This window comes from Achromobacter mucicolens, assembly GCF_902859725.1.
GTDB lineage: Bacteria > Pseudomonadota > Gammaproteobacteria > Burkholderiales > Burkholderiaceae_B > Achromobacter > Achromobacter mucicolens.
In genome coordinates, this window is the sequence record NZ_CADIJP010000009.1 from 60,397 (window position 1) to 84,379 (window position 23,983).

At 66.2% G+C, this 23,983-nt stretch carries 23 protein-coding genes; 4 read left to right on the forward strand and 19 right to left on the reverse strand.

Features of this window, described 5'->3' with window-relative positions:
- Positions 1–29 precede the first annotated feature (29 nt).
- Positions 30–500: an Lrp/AsnC family transcriptional regulator gene (locus HV786_RS13080; protein WP_128829507.1), complete on the reverse strand. Its 471-nt coding sequence runs from the start codon at positions 498–500 to the stop codon at positions 30–32.
- 206 nt (positions 501–706) lie between these two features.
- Between HV786_RS13080 and HV786_RS13085 the strand changes: the two genes are divergently transcribed.
- Both HV786_RS13085 and HV786_RS13090 read left to right on the forward strand, forming a co-directional pair.
- On the forward strand, positions 707–1,351 hold the full coding sequence (locus HV786_RS13085; protein WP_128829508.1) for a LysE family translocator: 645 nt from the start codon (positions 707–709) through the stop codon (positions 1,349–1,351).
- Positions 1,352–1,404: 53 nt separating this feature from the next.
- The gene (locus HV786_RS13090; protein ID WP_128829509.1) at positions 1,405–2,310 is read left to right on the forward strand and encodes an EamA family transporter; all 906 of its coding nucleotides are present in this window, start codon (positions 1,405–1,407) and stop codon (positions 2,308–2,310) included.
- Positions 2,311–2,333: 23 nt separating this feature from the next.
- Here the strand turns inward: HV786_RS13090 and HV786_RS13095 are convergent, their stop codons facing one another.
- From HV786_RS13095 to HV786_RS13175, 17 genes are all read right to left on the reverse strand, one after another.
- A complete protein-coding gene (locus HV786_RS13095) occupies positions 2,334–3,305 on the reverse strand; it encodes a Bug family tripartite tricarboxylate transporter substrate binding protein (RefSeq protein ID WP_175211046.1) in 972 nt (323 codons plus the stop codon).
- A gap of 43 nt (positions 3,306–3,348) precedes the next feature.
- Complete coding sequence (gene otnI / locus HV786_RS13100) at positions 3,349–4,134, reverse strand: 2-oxo-tetronate isomerase (protein ID WP_175211047.1); 786 nt, start codon at positions 4,132–4,134, stop codon at positions 3,349–3,351.
- Between the two features lie 81 nt (positions 4,135–4,215).
- Entirely contained in the window at positions 4,216–6,228 is a 2,013-nt protein-coding gene (locus HV786_RS13105) for a TonB-dependent receptor domain-containing protein (protein WP_128829774.1), read from the reverse strand.
- 279 nt (positions 6,229–6,507) lie between these two features.
- Positions 6,508–7,557 carry an ABC transporter substrate-binding protein gene (locus HV786_RS13110; protein ID WP_056319935.1) on the reverse strand — a complete coding sequence of 350 codons (1,050 nt, stop codon included), beginning with the start codon at positions 7,555–7,557 and terminating at the stop codon, positions 6,508–6,510.
- 89 nt (positions 7,558–7,646) lie between these two features.
- Positions 7,647–8,630, reverse strand: coding sequence for a CobW family GTP-binding protein (locus HV786_RS13115; protein ID WP_175211048.1), 984 nt, complete (start codon positions 8,628–8,630; stop codon positions 7,647–7,649).
- A complete protein-coding gene (locus tag HV786_RS13120; protein WP_128829395.1) occupies positions 8,630–10,288 on the reverse strand; it encodes an amidohydrolase family protein in 1,659 nt (552 codons plus the stop codon). The genes HV786_RS13115 and HV786_RS13120 overlap by 1 nt, the downstream gene beginning before the upstream one ends.
- A gap of 5 nt (positions 10,289–10,293) precedes the next feature.
- Positions 10,294–11,541, reverse strand: a complete 1,248-nt coding sequence (locus tag HV786_RS13125; RefSeq protein ID WP_128829396.1) for a metal-dependent hydrolase family protein — start codon at positions 11,539–11,541, stop codon at positions 10,294–10,296.
- Positions 11,542–11,569: 28 nt separating this feature from the next.
- A complete protein-coding gene (locus HV786_RS13130; RefSeq protein WP_056319944.1) occupies positions 11,570–12,451 on the reverse strand; it encodes an ABC transporter permease in 882 nt (293 codons plus the stop codon).
- Between the two features lie 8 nt (positions 12,452–12,459).
- Positions 12,460–13,506 (reverse strand): ABC transporter ATP-binding protein, encoded by a 1,047-nt coding sequence (locus HV786_RS13135; RefSeq protein ID WP_175211049.1) that lies wholly within the window; start codon positions 13,504–13,506, stop codon positions 12,460–12,462.
- 3 nt (positions 13,507–13,509) lie between these two features.
- Positions 13,510–14,319, reverse strand: a complete 810-nt coding sequence (locus tag HV786_RS13140; RefSeq protein WP_175211050.1) for an ABC transporter permease — start codon at positions 14,317–14,319, stop codon at positions 13,510–13,512.
- 319 nt (positions 14,320–14,638) lie between these two features.
- The gene (locus HV786_RS13145) at positions 14,639–15,793 is read right to left on the reverse strand and encodes a hypothetical protein (RefSeq protein ID WP_128829398.1); all 1,155 of its coding nucleotides are present in this window, start codon (positions 15,791–15,793) and stop codon (positions 14,639–14,641) included.
- Positions 15,790–16,926, reverse strand: coding sequence for a hypothetical protein (locus HV786_RS13150; protein ID WP_128829399.1), 1,137 nt, complete (start codon positions 16,924–16,926; stop codon positions 15,790–15,792). The genes HV786_RS13145 and HV786_RS13150 overlap by 4 nt, the downstream gene beginning before the upstream one ends.
- A 12-nt stretch (positions 16,927–16,938) precedes the next feature.
- Positions 16,939–17,277 carry a DMT family transporter gene (locus HV786_RS13155; protein WP_128829400.1) on the reverse strand — a complete coding sequence of 113 codons (339 nt, stop codon included), beginning with the start codon at positions 17,275–17,277 and terminating at the stop codon, positions 16,939–16,941.
- 2 nt (positions 17,278–17,279) lie between these two features.
- Positions 17,280–18,161: a decaprenyl-phosphate phosphoribosyltransferase gene (locus HV786_RS13160; protein WP_128829401.1), complete on the reverse strand. Its 882-nt coding sequence runs from the start codon at positions 18,159–18,161 to the stop codon at positions 17,280–17,282.
- Positions 18,158–18,781 carry an HAD-IB family hydrolase gene (locus tag HV786_RS13165; RefSeq protein ID WP_128829402.1) on the reverse strand — a complete coding sequence of 208 codons (624 nt, stop codon included), beginning with the start codon at positions 18,779–18,781 and terminating at the stop codon, positions 18,158–18,160. The genes HV786_RS13160 and HV786_RS13165 overlap by 4 nt, the downstream gene beginning before the upstream one ends.
- Positions 18,782–19,036: 255 nt before the next feature.
- Entirely contained in the window at positions 19,037–19,465 is a 429-nt protein-coding gene (locus HV786_RS13170) for a carboxymuconolactone decarboxylase family protein (protein WP_128829403.1), read from the reverse strand.
- Between the two features lie 146 nt (positions 19,466–19,611).
- Positions 19,612–20,064, reverse strand: coding sequence for a hypothetical protein (locus HV786_RS13175; RefSeq protein WP_338076539.1), 453 nt, complete (start codon positions 20,062–20,064; stop codon positions 19,612–19,614).
- Positions 20,065–20,187: 123 nt separating this feature from the next.
- Here HV786_RS13175 and HV786_RS13180 point away from each other — a divergent pair, with 123 nt between their 5' ends.
- Entirely contained in the window at positions 20,188–20,583 is a 396-nt protein-coding gene (locus HV786_RS13180; RefSeq protein ID WP_128829404.1) for a SecDF P1 head subdomain-containing protein, read from the forward strand.
- A 177-nt stretch (positions 20,584–20,760) separates the two neighbouring features.
- Positions 20,761–22,851 (forward strand): PhoX family protein, encoded by a 2,091-nt coding sequence (locus HV786_RS13185; protein ID WP_128829405.1) that lies wholly within the window; start codon positions 20,761–20,763, stop codon positions 22,849–22,851.
- 112 nt (positions 22,852–22,963) lie between these two features.
- Here the strand turns inward: HV786_RS13185 and HV786_RS13190 are convergent, their stop codons facing one another.
- A complete protein-coding gene (locus tag HV786_RS13190; RefSeq protein ID WP_128829406.1) occupies positions 22,964–23,932 on the reverse strand; it encodes a glycosyltransferase family 9 protein in 969 nt (322 codons plus the stop codon).
- Positions 23,933–23,983 lie beyond the last annotated feature (51 nt).

Consider the following 23,983-nt stretch of genomic DNA (forward strand, 5'->3'; position numbering starts at 1 on the left):
CCTACCTTAGCGCCGGCCTCGGCGCCGGTTCACCCGCCAGCCATCACCGGCACCGTCAATCCGTTCTTCACCCGGCTCATCACCACCAGCGTCGAGAACCGCTTCACGTTCGGATTGCCCCAGAAGTACCGCTGCGCGAACACCTCGTATTCGGCCATGTCGCGCATGGTGAGCGTCAGCACGAAATCGACCTCGCCCGTCACCGACAGGCATTGCATGATTTCGGGCGCGCTCTGCATGGCGCGCTTGAACTGGTCGAGTTTGTCGGCGCGTTCGCTTTCCAGCGAGACCAGCACAACCATCGTAATGCCGCGGCCCACGGCGGCGGGATCGACGACGGACACGTCCGCCGTCACCACCTTGGCTTCGCGCAGCCGCTTCATGCGGCGCAGGCAGGATACCGGCGACAGGTTCACGCGTTGCGCGACGTCCTGGCTGGTGCGTTGGTTGTCTTCCTGCAGGCTTTGCAGGATCTGCAGGTCGAAATCGTCTAGTTCCATGGGGCGTTCGGAACGCGGGGAAATGGCGCCCAGGATGGCGCGGGACAGGCTATTCGAGGATTCTAATCGGGACGGCGATGCAATCCTTCGCGATTTCGACGGGAAACTTCATTTCGGGGCCGCGGGACGCAGGAATTATTCAGGCCGCTTGCTTACACTGGGAGCCCTCCGCCCGCACATGCGGGTTTTTTCACGCAGCACCCGCAATGCCCTCACTCCAGCTGTTCCTGCTGTTCCTGGCCGCCGATGCGGCCTTGAAGCTTACGCCCGGACCCGACATGGCGCTTACGCTGTCGCGGGGCATGACGCAGGGATTCCGCCCCGCCTTCCATAGCGTGCTGGGCAACGTGGCGGCCGGGTTCATCCAGGTGCCCGCCGTGGTGCTGGGGCTGGCGTCGGTGCTGCGGACCTTTCCCACGCTGTTCGTCGGCATCAAGGCGGCGGGCGGCCTGTACCTGGGCTACCTGGGCATCAAGGCCATGATCCGGTGCGCGAACGCCGCCGAGGTGTCGCTGGCGGCCCAGCCGGGCGACGCGCGCGACGCCTTCTGGCAGGGTTTCATCACCAATCTGCTGAACCCGAAGGTGCTGCTTTTCATGATCGCCTTCCTGCCTCAGTTCACCTCGCCGGATAACGGACCGGTCTGGATCCAGATGCTGGTGCTGGGCGTCACGATGAAGGCGCTCAGCCTGCCGTACGGCAGTTGCTTTGCGTACGGCGCGTCGCGCATCCGCGGCTGGGTCGGGCGCAACCCCTGGTTCCTGCGCATGCAGCAGGGGCTGCTGGGCGCAACCATGTTCGGGCTGGCGATCTACGTACTGATATCCACGGCGATGAATCCGCAGCCCTGACCGCCCATTCGCCCGCCTGAACCGACGACGCCATTGCACACCCTCAGCCTTCCATGACCGCCGCCACCTTGAACAACGGACATTCCAGCGCCACGTCCACCCTGCTGCCCACCCTGTCGCTGATCGGCGCCATGGCCTCCTTGTGCGTGGGCACGTCGTTTGCCAAATCGCTGTTTCCCGAAGTGGGCGCGCAAGGCACCACCGCATATCGCATCGTCATCGGCGCCATCATCCTGCTGGCCTTCTGGCGGCCGTGGCGCTTTCCGCTCACGCGCCGCAACGCTGCGAAGATCGCCCTGTATGGCGTGACGCTGGCGTGCATGAACCTGCTGTTCTACATGGCGCTCAAGACCCTGCCGCTGGGCATTGCCATCGCCATCGAATTCACCGGGCCGCTCACGCTGGCTGTCGTGCTGTCGCGGCGTGCCATCGACTTCGTCTGGATCGCCTGCGCGCTGGCCGGCCTGATCCTGCTGATCCCCACCGGGCAGTCCGTGCACGATCTCGATCCGCAAGGCATCGCGTACGCACTGGGCGCTGCCGTGTGCTGGGCGCTGTACATCATCTTCGGCAAGATGGCCGGAAACGTGCATGGCGGCCAGGCCACGTCGCTGGGCCTCTTGGCGGCCACGATGGTGGCCCTGCCCGTCGGCGCGGCGCATGCGGGCATGGCGCTGCTGGACCCCAAACTGATCCTGGCCGGCGTGGCCGTCGGCATCCTGTCCAGCGCCCTGCCTTACTCGCTGGAAATGGTGGCGCTGCGGCGGCTGCCGCAAAAGACCTTCGGCGTGCTGCTCAGCATGGAGCCCGCAATGGGCGCGCTGGCCGGCGTGGTGGTGCTTAACGAGCACCTGTCCCAGACGCAATGGCTGGCAATCTGCGGCATCATCATCGCGTCCGCGGGCTGCGCGGCCACGGCGCAACGTAGCCGCAAGGCGCCGATTCCGGCGCCCGACTGAACATTCTGGCGGCGCCCGCCCGCTCACTGGGCCGGCAAATCCTTGCTCCGGATGACCGCGCCCCAGCGCGCGTGCTCCTGGCGCGCGTATGCCTCGAACGCCTGCGGCGTGCTGCCGGCCGGTTCCATGCCCTGCAAGGTAAGCTGCTTGACCACGTCCGGCGAGGCCAGGGCTTGCTGGATCGCGCGGCTCAGCGTCTCCACCACCGGCGCCGGCGTGCCGGCCGGGGCCACCACGCCCTGCCAGGCCGCCGCCTCGCAAACCGGGCCGCCCGCCTCGGCAAAGGTCGGCACCTCGGCCAGTTGCCCGGATCGTGCGGCGGACGGCACCGCGATGGCATGCAGCCTGCCCGCCTGGATCAGCGGCCGCGCGGCGGCCAGGTCCGCCATCATCAGCGGCACCACGCCAGCGGCGACGTCCTGAAGCGCCGGCGGCGTCCCCTTGTACGGCACGGCCGTGGCGCGCCCCCCGATCGTTTCCATGAACAATTCCATCGCCAGATGGTGCGGACTGCCCACGCCCAGCGAGGCATAACTGCCCGGCTCCTTGCGCTTCAGATACGTCTTGACGTCGTCCAGCGTGCGCAGCCCGGCATCCGGGGCGGCCACCAGGACGATGGGCAGCGCCACCAGCGTGGACACCGGCGTGAAATCGGCCTGGGGATCGTAGGGCAAATCGCTGTAGAGCCACGGGTTGAGCGCCAGCGTGCTCATGCCGGCGGTCAGCACCGTGTAGCCATCCGGCTGTGCGCGCGCGGCCTCCTGCGCCGCGACGATGGTGGCCGCGCCCGGCCGGTTCTCGACCACCACCGGCTGGCCCAGCGTCTGGCCGACATGCCGGGCCACGATGCGCGTCGCCAGATCGCTGCCGCCGCCAGCACTGAACGGCACCAGCCAGCGGATGGGGCGATCGGGATATCCGCCCGCCACCGACGCGGCTGGAATGGCCGCCGCCAGCGCGGCCGACAACAGCATGCGCAGCACGCCCTGAAACATGAAGCTCACTCCTTTTGCACTTCGATTGGGGGCATTGCGCCGATCAGGCGCGGGCGGCGTTCAGCCAACGCAGGCCGGCCGAGGTCGAGCCCGCGGGGCGGTACTCGCAGCCGATCCAGCCGCCGTACTGCAATTCACGCAACACGCCGAAGATCCAGCCGTAATCGAGCTCGCCGCGGTCGGGCTCCTGGCGCAGCGGCACCCCGGCGATCTGCAGATGGCCGACCCGCCCGGTGGGCAGGTATTCGCGCAGCTTGGCGGTGACGTCGCCCTCGACGATCTGGCAGTGGTAGAGGTCCATCTGGACTTTCAGGTTGGGCGCGTCGACAGCCTGCACGACGGCGTGCGCGTCGTCCTGGCGGTTCAGGAAGTAGCCGGGGATGTCGCGCGTGTTGATCGGCTCGATCAGCAGCGTGACGCCGGCGGACCGGGCCTCGCGCGCAGCCCAGTCCAGATTGGCCAGATAGCAGTCCCGCATCTCATCGCGCGACGCGTCCGGCGGCGCCACGCCCGCCATCACGTGGACGTTGGAACAAGACAGCGCGGTGGCATAGCAGAGCGCCTGCTCGATGCCGGCCTGGAACTCTTCCTGCCTGCCCGGCAGCGCCGCCAGGCCGCGGTCGCCCTGCGCGGTGATGCCGGGCGGCGCATTGAACAGCACCTGCGCCACGCCGGCCGCATCCATGCGCTCGCGCACGAATGCGGCCGGCGCTTCATACGGAAACATGCACTCCACGCCCGCAAAGCCGTCGGCCGCTGCCGCCGCATAGCGGTCCAGGAACGCATGTTCCGGGTACATCATCGACAGATTGGCGGCGAACTTCAGCATGGCGGGCTCCTGGCGCGTGATGCCGCCGCGGGCGGCGGCATCCGCCGAAAATAGCACAGCCGGGCGCCGCCCCCAACCCGGTCAGTACGTCATGCGCACGCCCAGCAACACGCTGCGTCCGGGCAGCGGGGCCACCGACGAGATGAACGACGCGTGGTTGTAGGCCAGTTTGTTCAACAGGTTGGTGCCGCGCAGGTAGACCTCGTAGCCCGTCGCGCCGTACTGGCCTCGATACGCGACGACCGCGTTGACCATGTTGTAGCCCGGGGTGGTGTCCTCGTACGCCGCAATGTCCTTCTGCGCGAACACGCGGGCGTATTCGACGCCGCCCGACCACTGCTGCCACTTGAAGTTGCCGCGCACGCCCGCGCGTCCGGCCGGAATGCGCGGCAGATTGCCGTCGCCGCCCGTCAGCCTGCCGCGCACGTAGTCGCCAAACACCGCCGCCGAGAACACCGGCGTGAACTGGTGCCGCACCTCGCCTTCCACGCCTGTGAACTCCGCATCCTGCTGCGTGTATTCGATCAGGCGGAAATCCTCAAAGCGATCCAGCGTATTTGCGTAGATGTAGTTCTTGACGCGGTTGTGGAACACGCTGGCCGAGAACGTGGTATCGCCCGAATGCTTGCGCAGCGTCAGGTCGATGTTGTGCGACGTTTCGCGCGTCAGGTCCGGATTACCCAGTTCATACGTATTGGTGGCAAGGTGAACGCCGTCCGCATACAGTTCCTGCGCGTTGGGCAGGCGCTGCGAGCGCGACAGCGACAGCGCCACCGAATACTGCGGCGCGAAGTCCCAGATCGCGGCGGCCGACAGCGACGTGCCCGACAGGCTGCTGCGCGGCGCGCCGCCCGACGGCGACACGCGCTGCCAGTCCTGGCGCGCGCCCAGCTCGAACCGCCAGTCGTTCAACTGGTATTCCTCCAGCACGAAAATGCCGTTCGACCGGGTCTTGCTGGGCGGCAGGAACGCCTCTTCGCCCTCGGCGCTGAAGTCGCTGTACGCATTCTGCAGACCGATCACGCCGCGCCAGCCGGCGATGGGCTTGTGCTGCAGCTCCACCCGCATGTCGTAGCCCTTGTTCTTGAAGCGCGTGCCAACCTCGCCGCCTTCGATCTCATCGTGCTGGTAGTCCGTCAGGCCGCCGCGAAAGCGGATCTTCTCGAAGCCGGCGAACGGATCCTGATATTCGGCGCGCAGATCCACCCGGTTGCTGCGCAGCTTCACGTAGGGCACGCCGCCATGCTCGTGATCGTGGTCGTGACCTTCCTCGCCCTCGTCGCCGTGGTCATGGTCGTGGCCGCCGCAGTGCAGATGCGTGCCGTGCGGATGGCACCCTTCGTATTCGTGGTTGTGACCGGGCAGGCCGTATTCGCTTTGCAGATGCGTGAAGGCCACGCCCACATAGCCGCGCGGCGTGATCCACGACATGCCCACCGAGCCCTGCGTCGATTCGCTGTACGACCCTTCCAGCGTGCCGCCGGGCCAGTCCGGCACGTCGTAGTCGCTGGTGCGGCGCTTCATGCCTTCGACGCGCACCGCGAACTGGCCTTCGCCCGCCGTGATGCCCACGGCACCGGCGCGCTCCTTGGTGCCGGTGGCGCCGCGCAGCTCGGCTTCGGCGGCGATGCCTTTCTCCGGCACCTCTGTCGGGATTTTCTTGTCCACCACGTTCACCACGCCGCCGATCGCGCCGCCGCCATACAGCAGCGTGGCCGGCCCGCGCAGGACCTCGATGCGATCGGCCAAGAGGGGCTCGACCGTCACGGCATGGTCGGGAGAGATGGCCGAGGCGTCCATCACTTCGGACCCATCGGACAGCACCTTCACACGGGGCGCGGTCTGCCCGCGGATCACCGGGCGGCTGGCGCCGCCGCCGAACGTGTCGCTGTTCACGCCCGGCAGGTTCTTGAGGGTCTCGCCCAGCGTCCCGTTGCGCTGCTCGATCAGCGCGTCCCCTTCCAGGACCGAGGCGGGCAGCGTGGTGCTGTTCAAGTCCAGCCCCAACGGGTTGGCGGACACGGTGATCGGCGCGACGGTCTGCGCGCGCGTCTCGCTCGCGGTCTGCGCCTGCGCCACGGGCGCCATCAGCATCAGCGAGCACACCAGCGGTTTCAAGGGCGCCCGGCCATGTCGACGGCTGCGCGAGGCCTTGACGCGTGCTTTCCCCAACCCCTGCTTCTTTCCTTTCATCTTTTGCTCTCTCGGATGTTATATCATTACAAAACGCAGACGGATGATATAACATTTCATAACTAGTGCAGCGGCTCCCGGAATGAAAAAGCGCGATTCCCTTGCAGGAATCGCGCTTCGATGACGCGGACAACGATGAAACGGACAACCGGAAAGGCGGAAACGGCGCCCGCCCGTCGATCAGCCCGCCTTGAACTCCTTGTTCCAGAACTCGAGCATGTCCGCCTTCTTCTCGGTCAAGCCCTTCAGGTCGTAGGCGTGCAGCAGCTTGACCTCGGCGTCCGAAAAGCCCACCCGCTTCAAGGCTTCCGGCAACTGCGCGTTGGTCACGGTGGGCGCGTAGCCCATCTTTTCGGCAAAGCCGATCTGCCCTTGCGGATCCAGCATGGCGTTCAGGTAGGCCCAGGCCGCATCCTTGTTGCGGCTGTTCTTGGCGACGGCCGCTTCAAACGACACCGGCACAGAGCCTTCCTTCGGGATGACGAAGCCCAGCGGCAGACCGCTGTCCTTCCATTGCAGCGCGCGCGCCTTCCACATGACGGCGATCGCGATTTCGCCGGACTTGAAGGCGGCGGCAACCGCTTCGTTGGACGGGTAGATGCGCGGCGCGTTGGGCTTGAGCTTGGCGAGAAAGCGCTTGCCGCCCTCGAAATCCTTGGTGTTGCCGTCCGCGCCCAGGCCCACGAAGACCGAGTTGTAGAGGTAGAGAATGTCGGAGAAGCCGACTTGGCCCTTCCACTTCGGATCCAGCAGCACCTGCAGCGAATCCGGCGGGGTCGGGAATTTCTCGGTGTTGTAGACCAGGGTCATCGCGCTGAAGATGTGCGGAATCGAATACGGCGTCTTCAGCGTGTCGATGGCGTTGGCCAGGTTGGGCAGCTTCTTGGTGTCCAGCGGCTCCAACGTGCCCGAGCGCTCGGCGTCGTACATGTCGACTTCGCCCAGCAGCGCCACGTCCATGCTGCCGCGGCGCGAGTTCTTTTCGGCGCGCAGCTTGGTCACGCGGCCCACGGCGTTGCCCGTGTCGTAGACCACCTTCACGTCCTGCTTGGCGACGATGGGATTGATGATCTGCTGCAGCAGGTTCTGGTAATCGCCGCCCCAGGTGCCCACCACGATTTCCTTTTCGGCCGCATTGGCCATGCCGGGCAGCCAGCCCAGGGCGGGCGCCAGGGCCAGGCCGGAGGCGGTCTTGATGAAGCCACGGCGATTCAGGTTTTTCTCTTGCATAACAACCTCGTATCGAAGGGAACTGACGACTTGCTACGATGCGCCGCGCGGCAGGCCAGTCTGGCGCGCGGCCTTGGGTTCAACAGGATTCAGACCAGCATTTGCACCGGCGCATCCGGCGAGGACGCGCGGATCTCGTCGGCCTCGATGTCGCGCGCGATCACGATGATCGCGTCGCGCGCATCGGGCTGCCGCGTCAGCCGCTGCGGCAGGCTGAACGTCGAGCCGACCGACTGGATCAGGATGGGTTCCTCGCAGTCCGTGACGCGCACGACCGCCTTCACGCGCAGCAGACGGTCGCCGCACAGGCCGGCCAGGTTATCCAGCCACTCGGAAAAATCGGTCCAGCTGATGCCGCTATGCGCGCGCGCCGCCATGACGCGGATGCGCGGATGCGACGCGCCCTGCCCGCCTGCGGCAAGCACTCGCGCCGCAAGGCCGGCCAGGTCGGACGTGCCTTGCGACGGCGCGAACGCGGCCTGCACCGCGCGCCGGCGATCCGGTTCCGCGACGATCTCGGCAAGCGGATTCAGCGCCTCGGCGCGCGCGGCGCGTTCGCCCAGCGCGCCGGGCACGGCCGGCAGCAGATCCGTCTTGGTCAACACGATGCGATGGGCCGCGCCAAACTGCGCCATCGCCTCGTCCATCTCGGCCAGCGCGTCGGGATCGCGCGCGCAGTCGTCGGTGCAGACCACCGTCAGCCGCAGGCCGCGGCTGGCCAATTCCGGATCCGCCAGCGACGCGATGATCGGGCCGGGCCGCGACAGGCCGCTGCACTCCAGGACGACGCGTTGCAACAGACCCTCGCCTTCAGGCCGGGGCGCATCCAGCAGCGCGCTCAGCGTGTAGACCAGATCGCTGCGCAACGAGCAGCACACGCAGCCGTTGGCCATCAAGGTCATCGGCACGTTGTCGCTGTCGTTGGCCACGATGGCCCCGTCCACGCCGACCTCGCCCGCCTCGTTGACGATGACGCCCGTATCGCGCGATTCCGGATCGCGCAGGTAGTCCACCAGCAGAGTGGTCTTGCCGCTGCCCAGGAACCCGCACAACAGGAAAAGGTCGACGGCCATCAGGTCACGTCCTCACCCGAGTCGCAGGGCGACCCAGCCGGCGCGCCGCCGGTGGGCGGGCGCTCGCCGTCGGGATCGTCGGCCCAGCTGTCCCGCACCATCGCGCGCACGTCCGCCAGCAGCTCGGCGGTGTCGTACACCACGCCCGACTTGATGGTGGTCTGCAGGCAGCGCTTCCATTCGACCTTGGCAGTGTTGTCGTTCAGGCGCATGGCGCCGGTGCCGAACAGCAGCTTGAAGTCGGTGAGCGGATTCTGGTCGTGGATCAAGAGGTCGGCGCGCTTTTGCACGTCGATGGAGCCGGTGTCGTCATCGATGCCCAGCAGCGCCGCGCTGTGCGACGTGGCCGCGCGCAGGACCTCGATGGGATGAAAGCCCGCTTCCTGCAGCAGTTCCAGTTCGCGGATGAAGCCGAAGCCGTAGATCTGGTAGATGAAGCCCGAATCGCTGCCCGCGCAGACGCGTCCGCCCAGGTTCTTGTATTCGTTGATGAACTGCATCCACAGCCGGTAGTTCTGCTTCCATTCGATCTCGTTGGTGGTGCTCCAGCGATACCAGTAGGCGCCGTGGCCGCCGCGCTGCGGCTGGAAGTAGCGCCACACCGCCTTCCACGTGTACTCGTCGTGCCAGTCCGCACGGCGCGCGCGCATCAGGTCGCGGTTGGCGTCGTAGATGTTGAAGGTGGGCACGAAGGTGTGACCGATTTCCAGGAACTCGTCCATGACCTGGCGCCACTTGGCCGAACCCGGCTGCGCGGCCTGCATGAAGGTCTGGCCCGCCACCGCGAAGCGGTAGTACTCGTCGCTATAGTTGTAGTCCGTGGGAAACGACTGCACGACGCGGTCTTCGAACAGCGCCTCGGGCAGGCCGTAGTAGTGTTCGGAACTGGTCAGTCCCCAGCGCGCGGATTTCAGCGCATTCACGCGCGTCACCGCCATCTGGGCGTGATGGCAGCCCGAGCGCAGGCCCACCTTGGCCGCCTCGTCCAGCGCCGCCTCCATGATGGCTGGCGGCGCGCCAAAGAACTTGATGCCGTCGGCGCCGCGGGCGGCCAGCTTGCGCACCCATTCGCGGCCCTGCTCCGGCGTGTGGATGGTCTTGACGCGATCATTCACGGCGGGAAACACGGAATGCACGATCATGCGCGGCGCCGCGATCTTGTTGGCCGCGGACAGCTCGCGCTGCTCCATCGTCCAGCCCAGGCCGCCCATCGCGCCCATCTCGCGCACGGTGGTCACGCCATGCGCCAGCCACAGCTTGTAGATGTAGTCGGCGGGCGGCACGATGCCGCTCATCGCGTGATACGGCGTGCCGATGTGCGCGTGCGCGTCCACAAAGCCGGGCGTCACGAACTTGCCGTGGCAGTCGATCTCGTGATCGCCAGGGCCGGGACGGCGCTTGGGGTCGATGGCCTTGTGCGGCGTGCCCACGTTGACCAGCGCGGTGATGCGATCGTTCTCGATCACGATGTCCACCGGCCCCCACGGCGGCGCGCCGGTGCCGTCGATGATCGTGGCCCCGCGCAGGATCAGCCGCGGAAACGGCCCCAGGCCGCGATCGCGGGGCGCGGGCGCCGAGGGCGGGTGCCACCCCTTGGCCGCGTTGACATCGCGGGATTCCTCGCCGACTTCCGACTGCGAAAACGTGGGATCGCTCATGGCCCCTACACCCCCAGGTCGTTATGTTCGATGACGCCGCCCTTCATGATGAGGCCGATGTGCTCGCCCTGCCCCAAGAGGCACGACAGGTCGCGGTACGGATCGCCGTCCACCAGCAGGATGTCGGCCAGCGCCCCAGCCTGGATGCGGCCCAGCTGGCCGACCTGGTTCAGCACTTCGGCCGCCGTCGTGGTGGCGCACTGGATGACTTCCTGCGCGGACAGCACCTCGCGGCGGATGCGGAACTCGTCGCTTTGCAGGCGCTGTGACGGCCCCAGCAGGTCCGAGCCGTAACCGATCTTCACGCCCGCCTTCTTGTAGATCTCAAGTGAATGCAGGCCCGCGGTGCGCACCGTGGCGATCTTGGCCACGGAATCGGCCGGCAGCCCGTAGTCGGCGCCTTCGTTGGCCAGCGCCTCGTAGGTCACCAGCGTCGGCACCACGAATGCGCCCTTCTCGGCCATGAAACGCGCCACGCGCTCGTCGACCAGGTTGCCGTGTTCGATGGTGCGCACGCCGTTGCGGATGGCGCGTTCGATGGCGTCGGCGGTATAGGAATGCGCCATCACGTACGTCTGGCGGCTGGCCGCCTCATCGACGATGACGCGGATCTCCTCTTCCGAATAGCCAAAGGACGCAATGGGATCGGTGGGCGACGCCACGCCGCCCGAGGCCATCATCTTGATCTGGTCCGCGCCCATCTGCAGTTCCTGGCGCACGGCCTTGCGCACGTCGTCGATGCCGTCGGCCACGCGGCCGATGTCGCCCGCCCGGAAGCAGCAACCGCAAAAGCTCATGGGACGCAGGTGGTCCGAACGCGGACGGGGATCGCCATGACCGCCCGTCTGGCTGATGGCGCGTCCCGAGATGAACAGGCGCGGCCCCTTGACCGTGCCTTCGTTGACGGCGCACTTCAGGCCCCAGCCTGCGCCGCCCGCGTCGCGCACGGTGGTAAAGCCCCGGCGCAGCATTGCCGCCATGATGGGCACCGCGCGCATCATCACCAGCGCGTCGGGCAGGACGCCCTGCGTGCTGAGATTCAGCTGCGTGGCCAGCACATGCACGTGCAGATCGATGAGGCCGGGCATCAGCGTGCGGCCCGCGGCGTCGATCACGTGCGCCGAGGACGCGGTGATCGGCTTGTCCGACACTTCCTTGATGACACCGTCCTCCACCAGGACGTGGTGCCCTTCCAGCAGCTCGGATTGCAGCGGATCGAGCAGGTTCGCATTCTTGAACAGCACAGCGGACATGAGAATTTCCTTGGGGGGGATGTCTGGGTCAGGACGCCATGGTCTTGATGTAGCGCCGGTGGATCAGCCAGTTGGATATCAGGGCGATGACGAGCGTGCCGCAGACCAGGATGACCGCCAGCGCGGCGCCAAACGGCCAGTTCGAGGCCTTGGTGATCTGGTCATACAGCGCCGGCGCCATCATGGTCAGGCCCGAGCCGCCCAGCAGCACCGGCGTGGCGTACGCGTTCATGCACAGGATGAACACCAGCATCGTGCCCGCCGCCACACCCGGCGCGGCGATCGGCAAGACGATGCGGCGGAACGTGGTGAAGAAGCTGGCGCCCACGTTGCGCGCGGCCTCTTCCACGGACAGGTCCATGCCTTCCAGCACGCTTTGCAGCGTCAGGATCAGGTACGGCATGACGACTGCGGTGGTGCCGATGACGACGGCGGTCGGCGTGTACATCAGCGTCAGCGGCTTGTCGATGATGCCCAGGCCCTGCAGCACGGCATTGACCACGCCGGCGTTGCCCAGCGCCACCATCCAGCCGGCCGCGCGCACGACGTTGCCCACCATCAGCGGAAACACCAGCAGGATCACAAAGAGGCTCTTGTAGCGGCTTTGCGTGCGCGCCAGGAAGTACGCCACCGGAAAGCCCAGCACCAGCGCCAGCACCGTGCACAGCGCCGCAATGCCCAGCGTGGTGAAGAAGATATCGCGGTAGTAGGGGTCGCCGAAGAACTTGGCGTAGTTCTCAAACGTGAAGGCGGTCTGCATCATCTCGACCGGGTCGAAATGATTGAAGCTGTAGCGCGCCAGCTGAAGGATCGGGATCATGATGATCACCAGCACCACCAGCGAGGCCGGAAAGGCCAGCCCGGGGCCCAGCCATCGGCTGGGGCGCCCATCCTGCGTTGCGGTCGTCATGGCGCCTCCTATTGCGTGAAGGCGACGCAGTCGTCGGGCTCGAAGCACGCATAGACGCGCTCGCCGGCGGCTGGCGGCGCGCCGCGCGCGCCCGCATTGACGATCTGGCTGATCAGGCGGTCGCCGCCATCGAGCTGCACCCGCACCTCAAGCACCGACCCCAGGTACAGCGACGACTCGATCACGCCCGGCAGCGCGTTGCCGCTGGACGGCTGCGTCTGCAGGCGCACGCGCTCCGGCCGCACGCCCAGATGCGTGGCGTTGCCGCCGCCCGGCGCCGCGATGCGCTGGCCGGCCTTGGTCTCGAACTGATCGCCGGCCTGGCCCCGCCCCGTGAAGACGTTCATCTTGCCCAGGAAGTCCGCCACGAAGAGGTTGGCGGGCCGTTCGTACAGCGTGTCGGGCGCGCCCACCTGCTGCACGATGCCGTCATGCATGATGGCCATGCGGTCCGCAATCGCCAACGCCTCTTCCTGGTCGTGCGTGACGAAGACGGTGGTCAGGCCCAGGCGCCGCTGCAACGCGCGGATTTCCTCGCGCACTTCCAGGCGCAGCTTGGCGTCCAGGTTGGACAGCGGCTCATCCAGCAGGAACACCTTGGGTTCGATCGCCAGCGCGCGCGCAATCGCCACGCGCTGCTGCTGGCCGCCGGACAACTGGCGCGGATAGCGGTCGCGCAGCTCAGTCATGCGCACCATGTCCAGCACGCGCCGGATCTTCGCATCGCGGTCGGCCTTGGGCACCTTGTGCATTTCCAAACCGAACGCCACGTTCTCGGCCACCGTCATGTGCGGAAACAGCGCATAGCGCTGGAACACCATGCCGGTATCGCGCTTGTGCACCGGCAGCCGCGTGACGTCGGTTTCGCCAATGCGGATGCGTCCCGACGTCGGCGTGATGAAGCCGGCAATCATGCGCAGCGTCGTCGTCTTGCCGCAACCGCTGGGCCCCAGAAAGGTGACCAGCTCGCCTTCGGCAATCTCCAGGGAAAAATCCGACACCGCGACCGCCGCGCCGAACTGCTTGCGGATGTTTTCGATTGAGACCTTCGCCATTTCTTACACCACCTGACTGAGTTTCACGTAGCGGTCGGTCACAAGCATGATGATGCCCAACAGCAGGATTTGCACCGAGGCCACCGACGCGATGGTCGGGTCCAGGTTGAATTCGAGGTACTGCATGATCGCGATCGGCAGCGTCGTGCGTCCAGGGCCCACCAGCGACAGCGACAGCTCCAGGTTCTCGAACGACACGACAAAACTGAACAGCGCCGCAGCGACGATGGACGGCCGCAGCATGGGCAGCGTCACGCGCATGAATGCCTTTGGCGCGCTTGCGCCCAGGTTGCGAGCGGCTTCCTCGATGGAGCCGTCCAGCCCGGCCATGCCCGCCGTGACCAGACGCACGGTCCACGGAATGGTGAGGCACACGTGCGCGATGACCAGTCCGCCGAACGTGCCGACAAGATCCTGGTCCAGCACGTTTTCAGCGCGCAGGTAAAAGAGATAGACGGCCACGCCTGCGACGATGCCGGGAATCAGCAGCGGCGACAGCAGCAAGGTGTTGACGCCCTTGCTGCCCGCGAAGCGGTAGCGCGCAATCGCAACCGCCGCCAGCACGCCCATCACCACGCCGATGAACGCGGCCACCAACGACACCTGCAGGCTGAAGATGAAGCCGTTGGCGAACGCGGGATTTTCCCAGGCCTTGACGTACCAGGAGAGCGTATAGCCCGATGGCGGGAAATAGAGGATGGCGTCCTTGAAGAAGCTCAGCCAGACCACCAGCACGATGGGGCTGAGCATGAACGCATACATGAGAACCACGAAAACGCGGTGCAGCCACGTGGCCCACGGGATCACGCGCACTGGCTTTTCCCGCGAGACCGCGACGGCTGAATCCAAAGGAGGTGCATTATGCAAATCCGGTTCCTTTCAGCAACTGCCGGCTCGGTTTGAAACTCCTCCGAAAGACTCTGCGGTCCCTACGGTTAACCGAAGCATATCGACCGGTTGCTGCCCGGCTCAAGTAGGGATAACCCACGGCACGCCAAAACTCGCGGGTTATCCCTGCGGTAGCCCCGTCAAGGGTGCAACCCGCTGCGAAGCGGGGCCGCGGCAGGTGCAACCGGTGCAGTGGCGCGCAGCTACCGCGCCCCCGTCATCGCTGCGCCGCCCGGGCCGCGCGTCAGGAATCGGCAGCGCGAAGCGCAGCCGATGGCGATGCGGCCGCCGCACCGATCCACGCGGTCAGCGCCATCGACATCAGGGCTAGCAGCGACGGATACAGCATGCTCAGGTTGCGCGCCTCGCCCTCGGCGGCGAACAGCAGGAAGAGCGGCACGTTGACCGCCAGCGCCATCAGCACGTGCACGCGAAACGGCGTGGGCAGCAGCCGCCAGCCGGTCACGGCAACGCCCGCGATCATCAGCACCATCACCGCGCTCAAGCCCTTGGGCAGCGCAACGCCGTAGGTGCTTTCGGTGCGGAACCAGTTGCCCGGATCCAGGAAGTAGAAGAAATTCGCGCCCGGCTGGAAGCTCACCGCGCCGCCGGGATTGCCCGCGTAGCGCACACGCAGCGCCAGATACACGCAGCCGCAGACGAACACCAGGGCCGCCACGATGCCTGCAGCCTTGACGCGCGGCAGGCTGCGCCGCAGAAACGGATACAGCGTCACCACATAGAAGAAGAACGCCTCCTTGTTCCATGTCGCCATGGCCGCGACGACGGCCAGAAGGCCCAGCCGTCCCGCCGCACGCATGGGGCGCTCCACGGGAATGCGCCAGGCCAGCAGGATCGCGCACGCCATGAACAGCACTTCAAAGAAGTCGTAAAAGAAGCCGCCCTCGGTCAGGAAGAAGGGCAGCAACAGCGCAATGACCATCGGCGCTGCGGTGGCCGCAGCCCCGCTGGCGCCTGCCGCAAGACACACCGACCGCATGGCGAAAAGCGAGCCGAGCAGCGCCGCGAAGGTCAGGTAATAGACGATGTGATAGCGCAGCGTTACGGGGGCCTGCATCGCTTCCGATTCCGGATAGCGCATCGCCAGCCCCGAGCGGCTGTTCACGCGGCGCGGCTCGGTCAGCCGTTCGGACAGACGCGCCACCGTCGCGGCCGGCAGCAAATCCTGGATGCCGTTGGCGATGGCCGGCGCAAATTGCCGGTACACATAGGGACGGTGGGCGGTGCCGTCCACCATGGCCGCCAGCGAATGCGGGCCATGCCCGTCGTTCAGCCGCCACTTCGTATAGAAACCGTTGAAGGCAGCCGCAGCCACCGTCACATATAACATCGCCAGCAGAAAGCGGCGGTAAACCACGCTATTGAAAAAACGGATCATCGGACTTCCGAGGCGGCCGGTTGGAAGGCGCCCTGCGGGCCCAGCCATTTGGCCAGCGACAGCGCCAGCAGGCACAGCAGGGACGGATAGAGCATGCTCAGGTTGCGCATTTCGCCTGGCGAGCAGAACAACAGGAACAGCGGCAGGTTGATCGCTAGCGCCAGCCGCGCGTGCCAGCGTAGGGGCTGAGGCAGGCGCGTCCAGCCGTGGATGGCAATGCCGGCAAAGGCCAGCATGCTCACGATGCTGAAGCCGCGCGGCAAGAGGACGCCATAGGTGTTCTCGGTTCGCAGCCAGTTGCCGGGGTCCACGTAAAAGCGCAGGTTGTCCCACAGCTGGTAATCGACCGTCGAACCGGGGTTGCCCGCGTAGCGCAGGCGCAGCGCCAGATAGACGCAGCCGCTTACCAGCAGCAGCACGCCCACCACGCCTGCGGCGTGCTGCCGCGGCAGGTTGCGCCGCAAGAGCGGATACAGCGCGGGCGTGAAAAAGAAGAAGGCTTCCTTGTTCCAGGTGGCCAGCCCGGCCAGCGCCACCAAAGCGCACAGCCTCACCGGCGTCTGGCGCGACGCGCCCAGCGCCAGCAGCACGGCGCTCATGATGAACATCAGTTCGACGAAGTCATAGAAAAAGCCGCCCTCGGTCAGAAAGAACGGCACCACCATCGCAAGCAGCGCGGGCGCGATTGTGGCGGCCGCGGCGCCGGCCCCCGCCTGCAGCGCCACGCGGCGCATGACGAAAAGCGAGGTCAGCAGCGCGGCGAAGGTCAGGTAGTAGACCAGGTGATAGCGCAGGGTCACGGCTGGCATGAGGGCCTCGGACCCCGGATAGCGCATCGCCAGGCCCGAGCGGCTGTCCACCCGCCGGGGTTCGGCAAGGCGTTCGGACAGGCGCGCCACGGTGGACGGCGGCAGCAGCGACTGGATGCCATTGGCCAGCGCCGGCACGAACTGGCGATACACATAGGGGCGGTAGGCCGTGCCCTCGACCATCTGCGTCAGCCCGAGGGCCGCGTGGCCGTCGTTGAGCCGCCACTTCGTGTAGAAGCCGTTCATGACGGCCGCCGCCACCACGACGTAGGCGCAGCAGAGCAGGAACCCGCGGTACCACGCGCCATTGAAGAAACGTTGCATGCCTGTGCCCGCCTATTTCGAAATCAGGAAGACGCCAATGGCGATGAACGCCGCGCCCACCATCCGCAGGGCGGTGATCGTTTCCGTGCCCGACAACAGGCCGTAGGCAAAGACGCCAGCGATGGCAAAAGCCACCATCAACGGATAGGCCAGCGTCAGATCCAGCTGGCGCAGCGCCAGCGCATAAAAACCAAAACCCAGTCCGTACGCGCCGATGGCGCCCAGATAGGGCAGCGCCTGGCTCAGCAGGGACGGCGCGGCCGCTTGTGCGGCGCTGCTTCCCGCCGCCTTGAGCGCCACGCTGGCCGCCACGCTACAGGCCCCGCTGAGGATCAGCCAAAGATATGCCATGTCTACGTCCTTACAAGCAAAACCACCACGGCCACCCAGGCCAGCACCGCCAGGCGTATCTGATTATCGGCAAGCAGATCGCGGCCCGGATCTTCGCCCGATCCGCCCTTGTACAGCAGGTACAGATAGCGAAACACGCCGAACGTGACGATGGGCAGCGTGATGATCAGATGCTGCGTCCCGTGCAGCGCGGCGGTGTCCGAGTCCACGGTGTAAAGGCCATACGCAAGCAGCGTCGTGCTGGCGGTAATGGCCACCAGAATGTCCAGCAGTTGCGGGGAATAGTGCCGGAGCACGGTGCGCGTGCTGCCCTCCGACGCCGGCGCATCCAGGGGCGCCGAGGCAATTTCGGCGCGCCGCTTGGCAAAGCCCAGGAACAGGGTCAGCATGAAACTGCACAGCAGCATCCAGCGCGACGGGACGATGCCCACCGCGTAAGTGCCACAGGCCAGGCGGATCATGAAGCCGGATGCGATGCAGAACACATCGACCAGCACCTTGTGCTTCAGGCTCAACGTGTAGGCAATGTTCAGGGTCAGGTACCCGGCCACGGCCAGTGCCACCGGCCACAATCCGCACGCAAGCGGCAGGCCCAGCGCCGCGCAGAACAGCACGGCGATCAGCGCGCGGGCGGCGGGCAGGCTCACCCGGCCGCTGGCGATGGCGCGCAGCCGTTTCTTGGGATGGGCCGCGTCGGCGGCGCGGTCGTAATAGTCGTTCAGGACATACACCGCGCTGGAAGCCAGGCAAAACGCCACGAAACCCACACCCACCGCGAACACCAGCGCCGGGTCGGACCAGCCGTGGCTGAAGATCAGGCCGATCAGCACGAAGCCATTCTTCAGCCACTGCTGCGGACGCAAGAGGGAAAGCAAGGCGGTCATGGCTTGACCGCCTGCCCGCGATACCACGCGTGGTGCGCCGCATCGATGAGCCACTGGTCGCCACGGCTGTCGCCGTAGGCGTGCAGTTCGTATTGGTCCGTGCCGCCGAAGCGTTCGGTCAGGCGCCGCAGCTTTTCAGGTCCCCAGCAGTTGTGGCCGTCAAAGTCGCCGGTCAGGCGGCCCTGCGCGTCCACCGCCATGCGCGTGCAGATAAGGTCGTCGAACCCCAGGTATCGCGCCACTTCTTCCAGGTAGATATCGGGAGACGCGCTGACCAGCACGCAGCGGTCGCCGCGCTGCTGGTGCCAGCGCAGCCGCTCGATAAGCGCGGGCCGCAGCGGGATGGTGTGCACCCAGGCGCGGGCGACGTGGGCCAGTTGGGCGCGCGGACGTCCGCGCAACGCGGCGCGGCACAGTGATCTTTTTGCGTCTTCGTTGCTGCGCAGGCGCATGGCAAAGGCCGCCAGCGCCGGGGCGGTTTGCAAGAGCGCCGTCAGAAAACGGACCCACGACAAGTGGGCCAGGAAGGGGACGAACGTATCGCGCTGGGTGAGCGTGCCGTCAAAGTCGAAGGCCGCGATCACCCGCGTGGAATCGGGAAACTGCGTTTGTGTAGCCATACTGCTTTCGCGGCGGCGCCCGGGCAGGGCATGACGTCGCAAACTGTGCCGGAAAATGCGTCAGCGCCCAAGGCGCGAACGCGTAATGTCAGACGCAGGGCTGCGCGATGCAGTCCTGCGGTGAAGTCTATGCGTTTTATTTCAAATGTTGTGTGTTTGTAACACACTTGATGACAATTCATCATAGCCTGCTCACCGGGCGAGCAAGGCAAAAAGCACCGCGCGATTCCTGCCGTTTTTCGCGCGGCTAGGGCCTCAGGCCTGCTCTGCCTTCTTGAATGCGCCTTCCTCTTCCAGCACCTGGTTGGCCACCTTGAAAGCGTCCAGCCCCGCGGGAATGCCGCAATACACCGTGGCCTGCAAGAGAATCTCCTTGATCTCTTCGACCGTCACGCCGTTGTTCAGGGCGCCCTTGACGTGCAGCTTGATCTCGGCCGGACGGTTCAGCGCCGTCAGCATGGCCAGATTGAGCATGCTACGCGTTTTCTTCTCCAGCCCGGGACGGCCCCACGTATAGCCCCAGCACCACTCCGTGGTGATGTTCTGGAAGGCCATCATGAAGTCGTTGGCGCGCGCCAGCGATCCGTCGACATAATCGGCGCCAAGCACTTCGCGGCGCAGCGCCAGGCCTTGATCGAACAGCGCCTGGGTTTCTTTCTGGGTTTCTTTCTGGGTGTCTGCCATGGATTCCTCCGGGATCGTGGCGGCGGGCATCGCCGGCCCGCCTGCCGGTTGTCATCCGGCCGATTGTGGGCGTGCCGCATCCCGCCCGTCAAATGCGGCGCAGCGGCGCAAATCGATGCCTGGGCAGTGAACGCAGCGGGCGGCGCCTACAGCGAATAGCGGTAATCGCAATTCAACGTGGCCTGCAGCGGCGCGGGATGACCGCTGGCCGCCTTGCCCCCGGGACGCGGGCCCAGCAACTTGGCCTGGAACGTGCCCGCCATGTCGCCGGCCGCCGTCTTTTTCACGGCGACGGTGGACGGTAGCGCGTACAGCGTCAGCGCCTGCCCGTCGGCCGGCGCGACCAGTGTGAAGACCGACTGCGAGAAATTGGCGACCACATACGCCGGCGCGTCGTCGGCCGTGAACGACAGCGTGGCCGCGGCGTACGTCAAGGTCAGCGCCAGTTCATCGGACGACGGCGAAGGGATATCGCCCTTGAGCGCCACCTTGCCGCTCTCGGACACGCACGACAGCGAAGCGGGTGCGGAACCGGCGTGGGCCGTGCCCGCCAGAAGTGCGATGGACAACAGGCAGGTCGCGCGTGCAATCATGGTCATTTCTCACTGTCCTCGGGCGCGGCCCAAGCCGGCAAAATTTCGTCAGGAATATATCAGACGGTCATCCCCGCCCGAGGGGATCCGTATAGGATGGAGCCGTCGTCCATCAGAAGGAGCGTTTCCATGCCGTCCATGCGACATCCCATGCTGGCCACCGCGCTGGCCGCGGCGCTGGCCGCCGCCGTCCCCTTCGCCGCCCACGCCGAATCCGTCACCCTGCAGGTCGAGCAGGCCACGCCCGGCGCCGATCCGCACACCAACGCCCGCATTGTCGACATCAAGCTCAAGCCGGACAGCAGCAAGGCGCTGGCGAACTTCACGCGCGAGCGCGTGGGCCAGCGCGTGCAGTTCCGCGCGAACGGCATTCTCCTGTCCTCGGCCACGCTGATGAGTCCGCTGGAAGGCGACAGCCTGCGCATCACCGCCGGCGAACACGGCTTTGCCGGCAAATCGGCTGAAGAGATCGCGCAAGGCATCATGAAGGACGGCGCGCTGACGATGGACGACGAGAACAGATAGACGCGCCTGCCTCATCGAGTCCCGTGGCTGACGCCCGCGCATGCGGGGTCAGCCATTTGTTTTTGGCCACGCGCTTGCCGCGCGCCTCAATTTCAGGGCACTGTCATTAACCTTTCATTTCGGACTTCTAGTATTGCTCGTCCCCATCGGGCATCAGACCCAAAGCCAGGAGTTCCAATGAGCAAGTCCATCTCCGACAAGACTGTCCGCAACCCCAGCCAGAGCACCCCGTTCAGCGAGATCCTCGAAAAGAACATGTCCCGCCGCATGGTGATGCGCGGCGGCATCGCCGCCGCGTTCGCGACGATGACCAGCCTGGGCCTGGCCGGCTGTAATGGCAGCGACGACGATGACGACGACGCCGGCAACGGCGGCCAGAATCCCGCGCCCGAAGTGCCCGGCGGCGAGCAGCCTGCCGCCCCGATCAAGCTCGGCTTCGAGTCCCTGCCGACCTCCATGACCGACGCCTGTGTCGTGCCGGCCGGCTACACCGCCCACGTGTTCGCGCCGTGGGGCACGCCGTTCAACGACAACGCCAATCCTTGGGACCGCAACGGCAACAACAGCTCGACGGACCTGCTCAACTCCACCGGCATGCACCACGACGGCATGCACTTCTTCCCGATCAATGGCAGCTCCACCGAAGGCCTGCTGGCGATCAACCACGAATACATCGACCAGGGCGCGCTGCACCCGAACGGCCCGACGAACGTCGCAGGCGTGCGTCCCATCGAGGAAATCCGCAAGGAGATCAACGCGCACGGCGTGGCGATCCTGCACGTGCGCCTGGAAAACGGCCGCTGGAACATCGTTCACAATTCGCGCTACAACCGCCGCTTCACGTCGGCCACGCCTATGAAGCTGGCCGGCCCGGTCGGCGGCACGGACTGGGTCAAGACCCCGTACTCGCCCACCGGCACGATGGTGCGTGGCACCAACAACAACTGCGGCAACGGCTTCACCCCGTGGGGCACGTACATCACCGCTGAAGAAAACTGGGCCGCCTGCTTCGTGAACACCGGCACGCGACCCGCGCACCAGCTTCGCGTCGGCGTGCCGGATACCGCCGGCCGCTACCAATGGGAAACGGGCGCCAACGATCCGCTGGAAGTCCAGGGCGAGTTCGCGCGCTTTAACGTCACCGAGACCGGCGCAGACTTCACGCAGGATTGGCGCAACGAAGTCAACGGCTTCGGCTACCTGGTCGAGATCGATCCGTTCAACGAAAACAGCATCGCCACCAAGCGCACCGCGATGGGCCGCTTCGCGCACGAAGGCTGCGCCTACGCCATGCCCGAAGCCGGCAAGCCGCTCGCCTTCTACAGCGGCGACGATTCCCGCTTCGAATACATCTACCGCTTCGTGTCAGAAGCCGTGTGGGATCCGAAGGATGCCGAGCGCACCGACCGCCTCGCCGTGGGCGCGAAGTACCTGGACAAGGGCACGCTGTACGTCGCGCGCTTTGACGCCGACGGCACGGGCCAATGGATTCCGCTCGTCGGCACGACCGTGGGCGCGGGCGGCCGCACGCTGGCCGACGAATTCGGCAGCCTGGAAAACATCATCATCAACACGCGCGGCGCAGCGGACTTCGTCGGCGCCACGCCGATGGACCGCCCGGAATGGACGGCCACGCACCCGACCAACGGCGACATCTACCTGACGCTGACGAACAACACCAGCCGCAATGCCAGCCGCGGCACCAACCCGGCCAACCCGCGCCTGAACAACGTCAACGGCCACATCGTGCGCTGGCACGACGAGCCGGGCTCGACCAAGTTCAAGTGGGACATCTTCGTGTTCGGTTCGAACGCCGGCGCCGATGCCGACACCAACCGTTCCGGCCTGACCGCGCTGAACCAGCTTGCCAGCCCGGACGGCCTGGGTTTCGACCCGCGCGGCATCCTGTGGATCCAGACCGACAACGGCATCGACGGCGGCCGCAACAACGACGTGGCCCGCGCGACCAATGACCAGATGCTGGCCGTGATCCCCGGCGCCCTGGCCAACAGCACCGGCACGGGCCCGGCGATCAATGCGACCAACCAGGCCGATCTGCGCCGCTTCTTCATCGGACCGAACGAAGCCGAAGTGACCGGCTTTGCCTTCACGCCGGACTACACCAGCGTCTTCCTGAACATCCAGCATCCGGTGAACTGGCCGGCCTACGACACCGATGACGCCACCGTCGCCACCACGGGCGTCGTCCGCCCGCGTTCGTCCACGGTGGTGATCCGCCGTGCCGACGGCGGTCCGATCGGGGTGTGATGACGGCGCGACCGGGACGTCCCGGTCGCCCAAGCACTAAGGCCACCTTCGCAGGTGGCCTTTTTTTATCGCTTGCGCGCAAGGCGCCGGCTAGTGATCGGCTAGTGACCGGCTAAGCGGCGCACCGATCAAGCCCGGGTCGCTGCGGGGACTTGTCCAACACCGTCATGCAAGCCTGGAGCACACGCCCCGGCTCAATCGAATCGATATTCGAAAATCCAGCTTCGGGCACGACGTCGCGCGTGTACTCGCGGGCCCAGAACCATTCGGGGTTGGATTCGTTGAACACGCCCACGTAGGGCACACAGAGGCCCTGCGCGATATGGGAGGGGCCGCAATCGTTGGAGACGATGAGGCGCGCGTGCTGCATCAGCGCGACCAGCTCGGCCACGGGCCGGCAGCTCTCAAGCCGGAAGTCCGCCCGTTGCAGGGCTTGCAGGCGTTCGCGCTCGGCCGCTTCAGCCGGCCCCAGCACAAACGTGAACGTCGCCCCGCCGCCCAGCCGCGCCTGCAGCAGATCGGCCAGCGCAACGTAATGCTCTACCGGCCACCGCTTGAACTTGCCTGCGCCACCGCCCGGGATGAAGACGATGTCGGCCGGTTGCACCTTGTCCGCGCAGGGCTGTGCGATCTCAAGGAAGCACTGGCGCGCGATGACCTCGGGGTCGTGGTGCTGCACGGTGGACAGCAGCCGCAGGTTTGCCAGGCCGATGTATTCGCGGATGTCCTTGACGTGCGAATGCGTCCAGACACAGTCGCCAAGGCGGCGGTTGCTGAAGCCCAGGCGCATCGGGGGACGGCGCAGCAGGTTGATCAGGGCAAAGCGCTCGCTGGAATGATGCAGGGTCAGCGACGCGCTGGCGCGCCGCGGAAGCGCCCGGACCTGATCGCCGAACGCGTCCGCGCGGACGAACTGGTCCACCCACGGCAGCTGCGTATAGAAGTCCTCGACGGCAAATCGGGACACAACGCGCACCTGCTTGTCCGGCCACAATTTCTTGACTTGATACAGCGCGGGATACGCCACTATCTGGTCGCCGTAGCGCGACTTGCTACGAACGAATACGACGACATCGGCCATGGCCACTCACTTGGTGAAATCTCGCACGAAATCCTGCTTTCTTGCAGAACC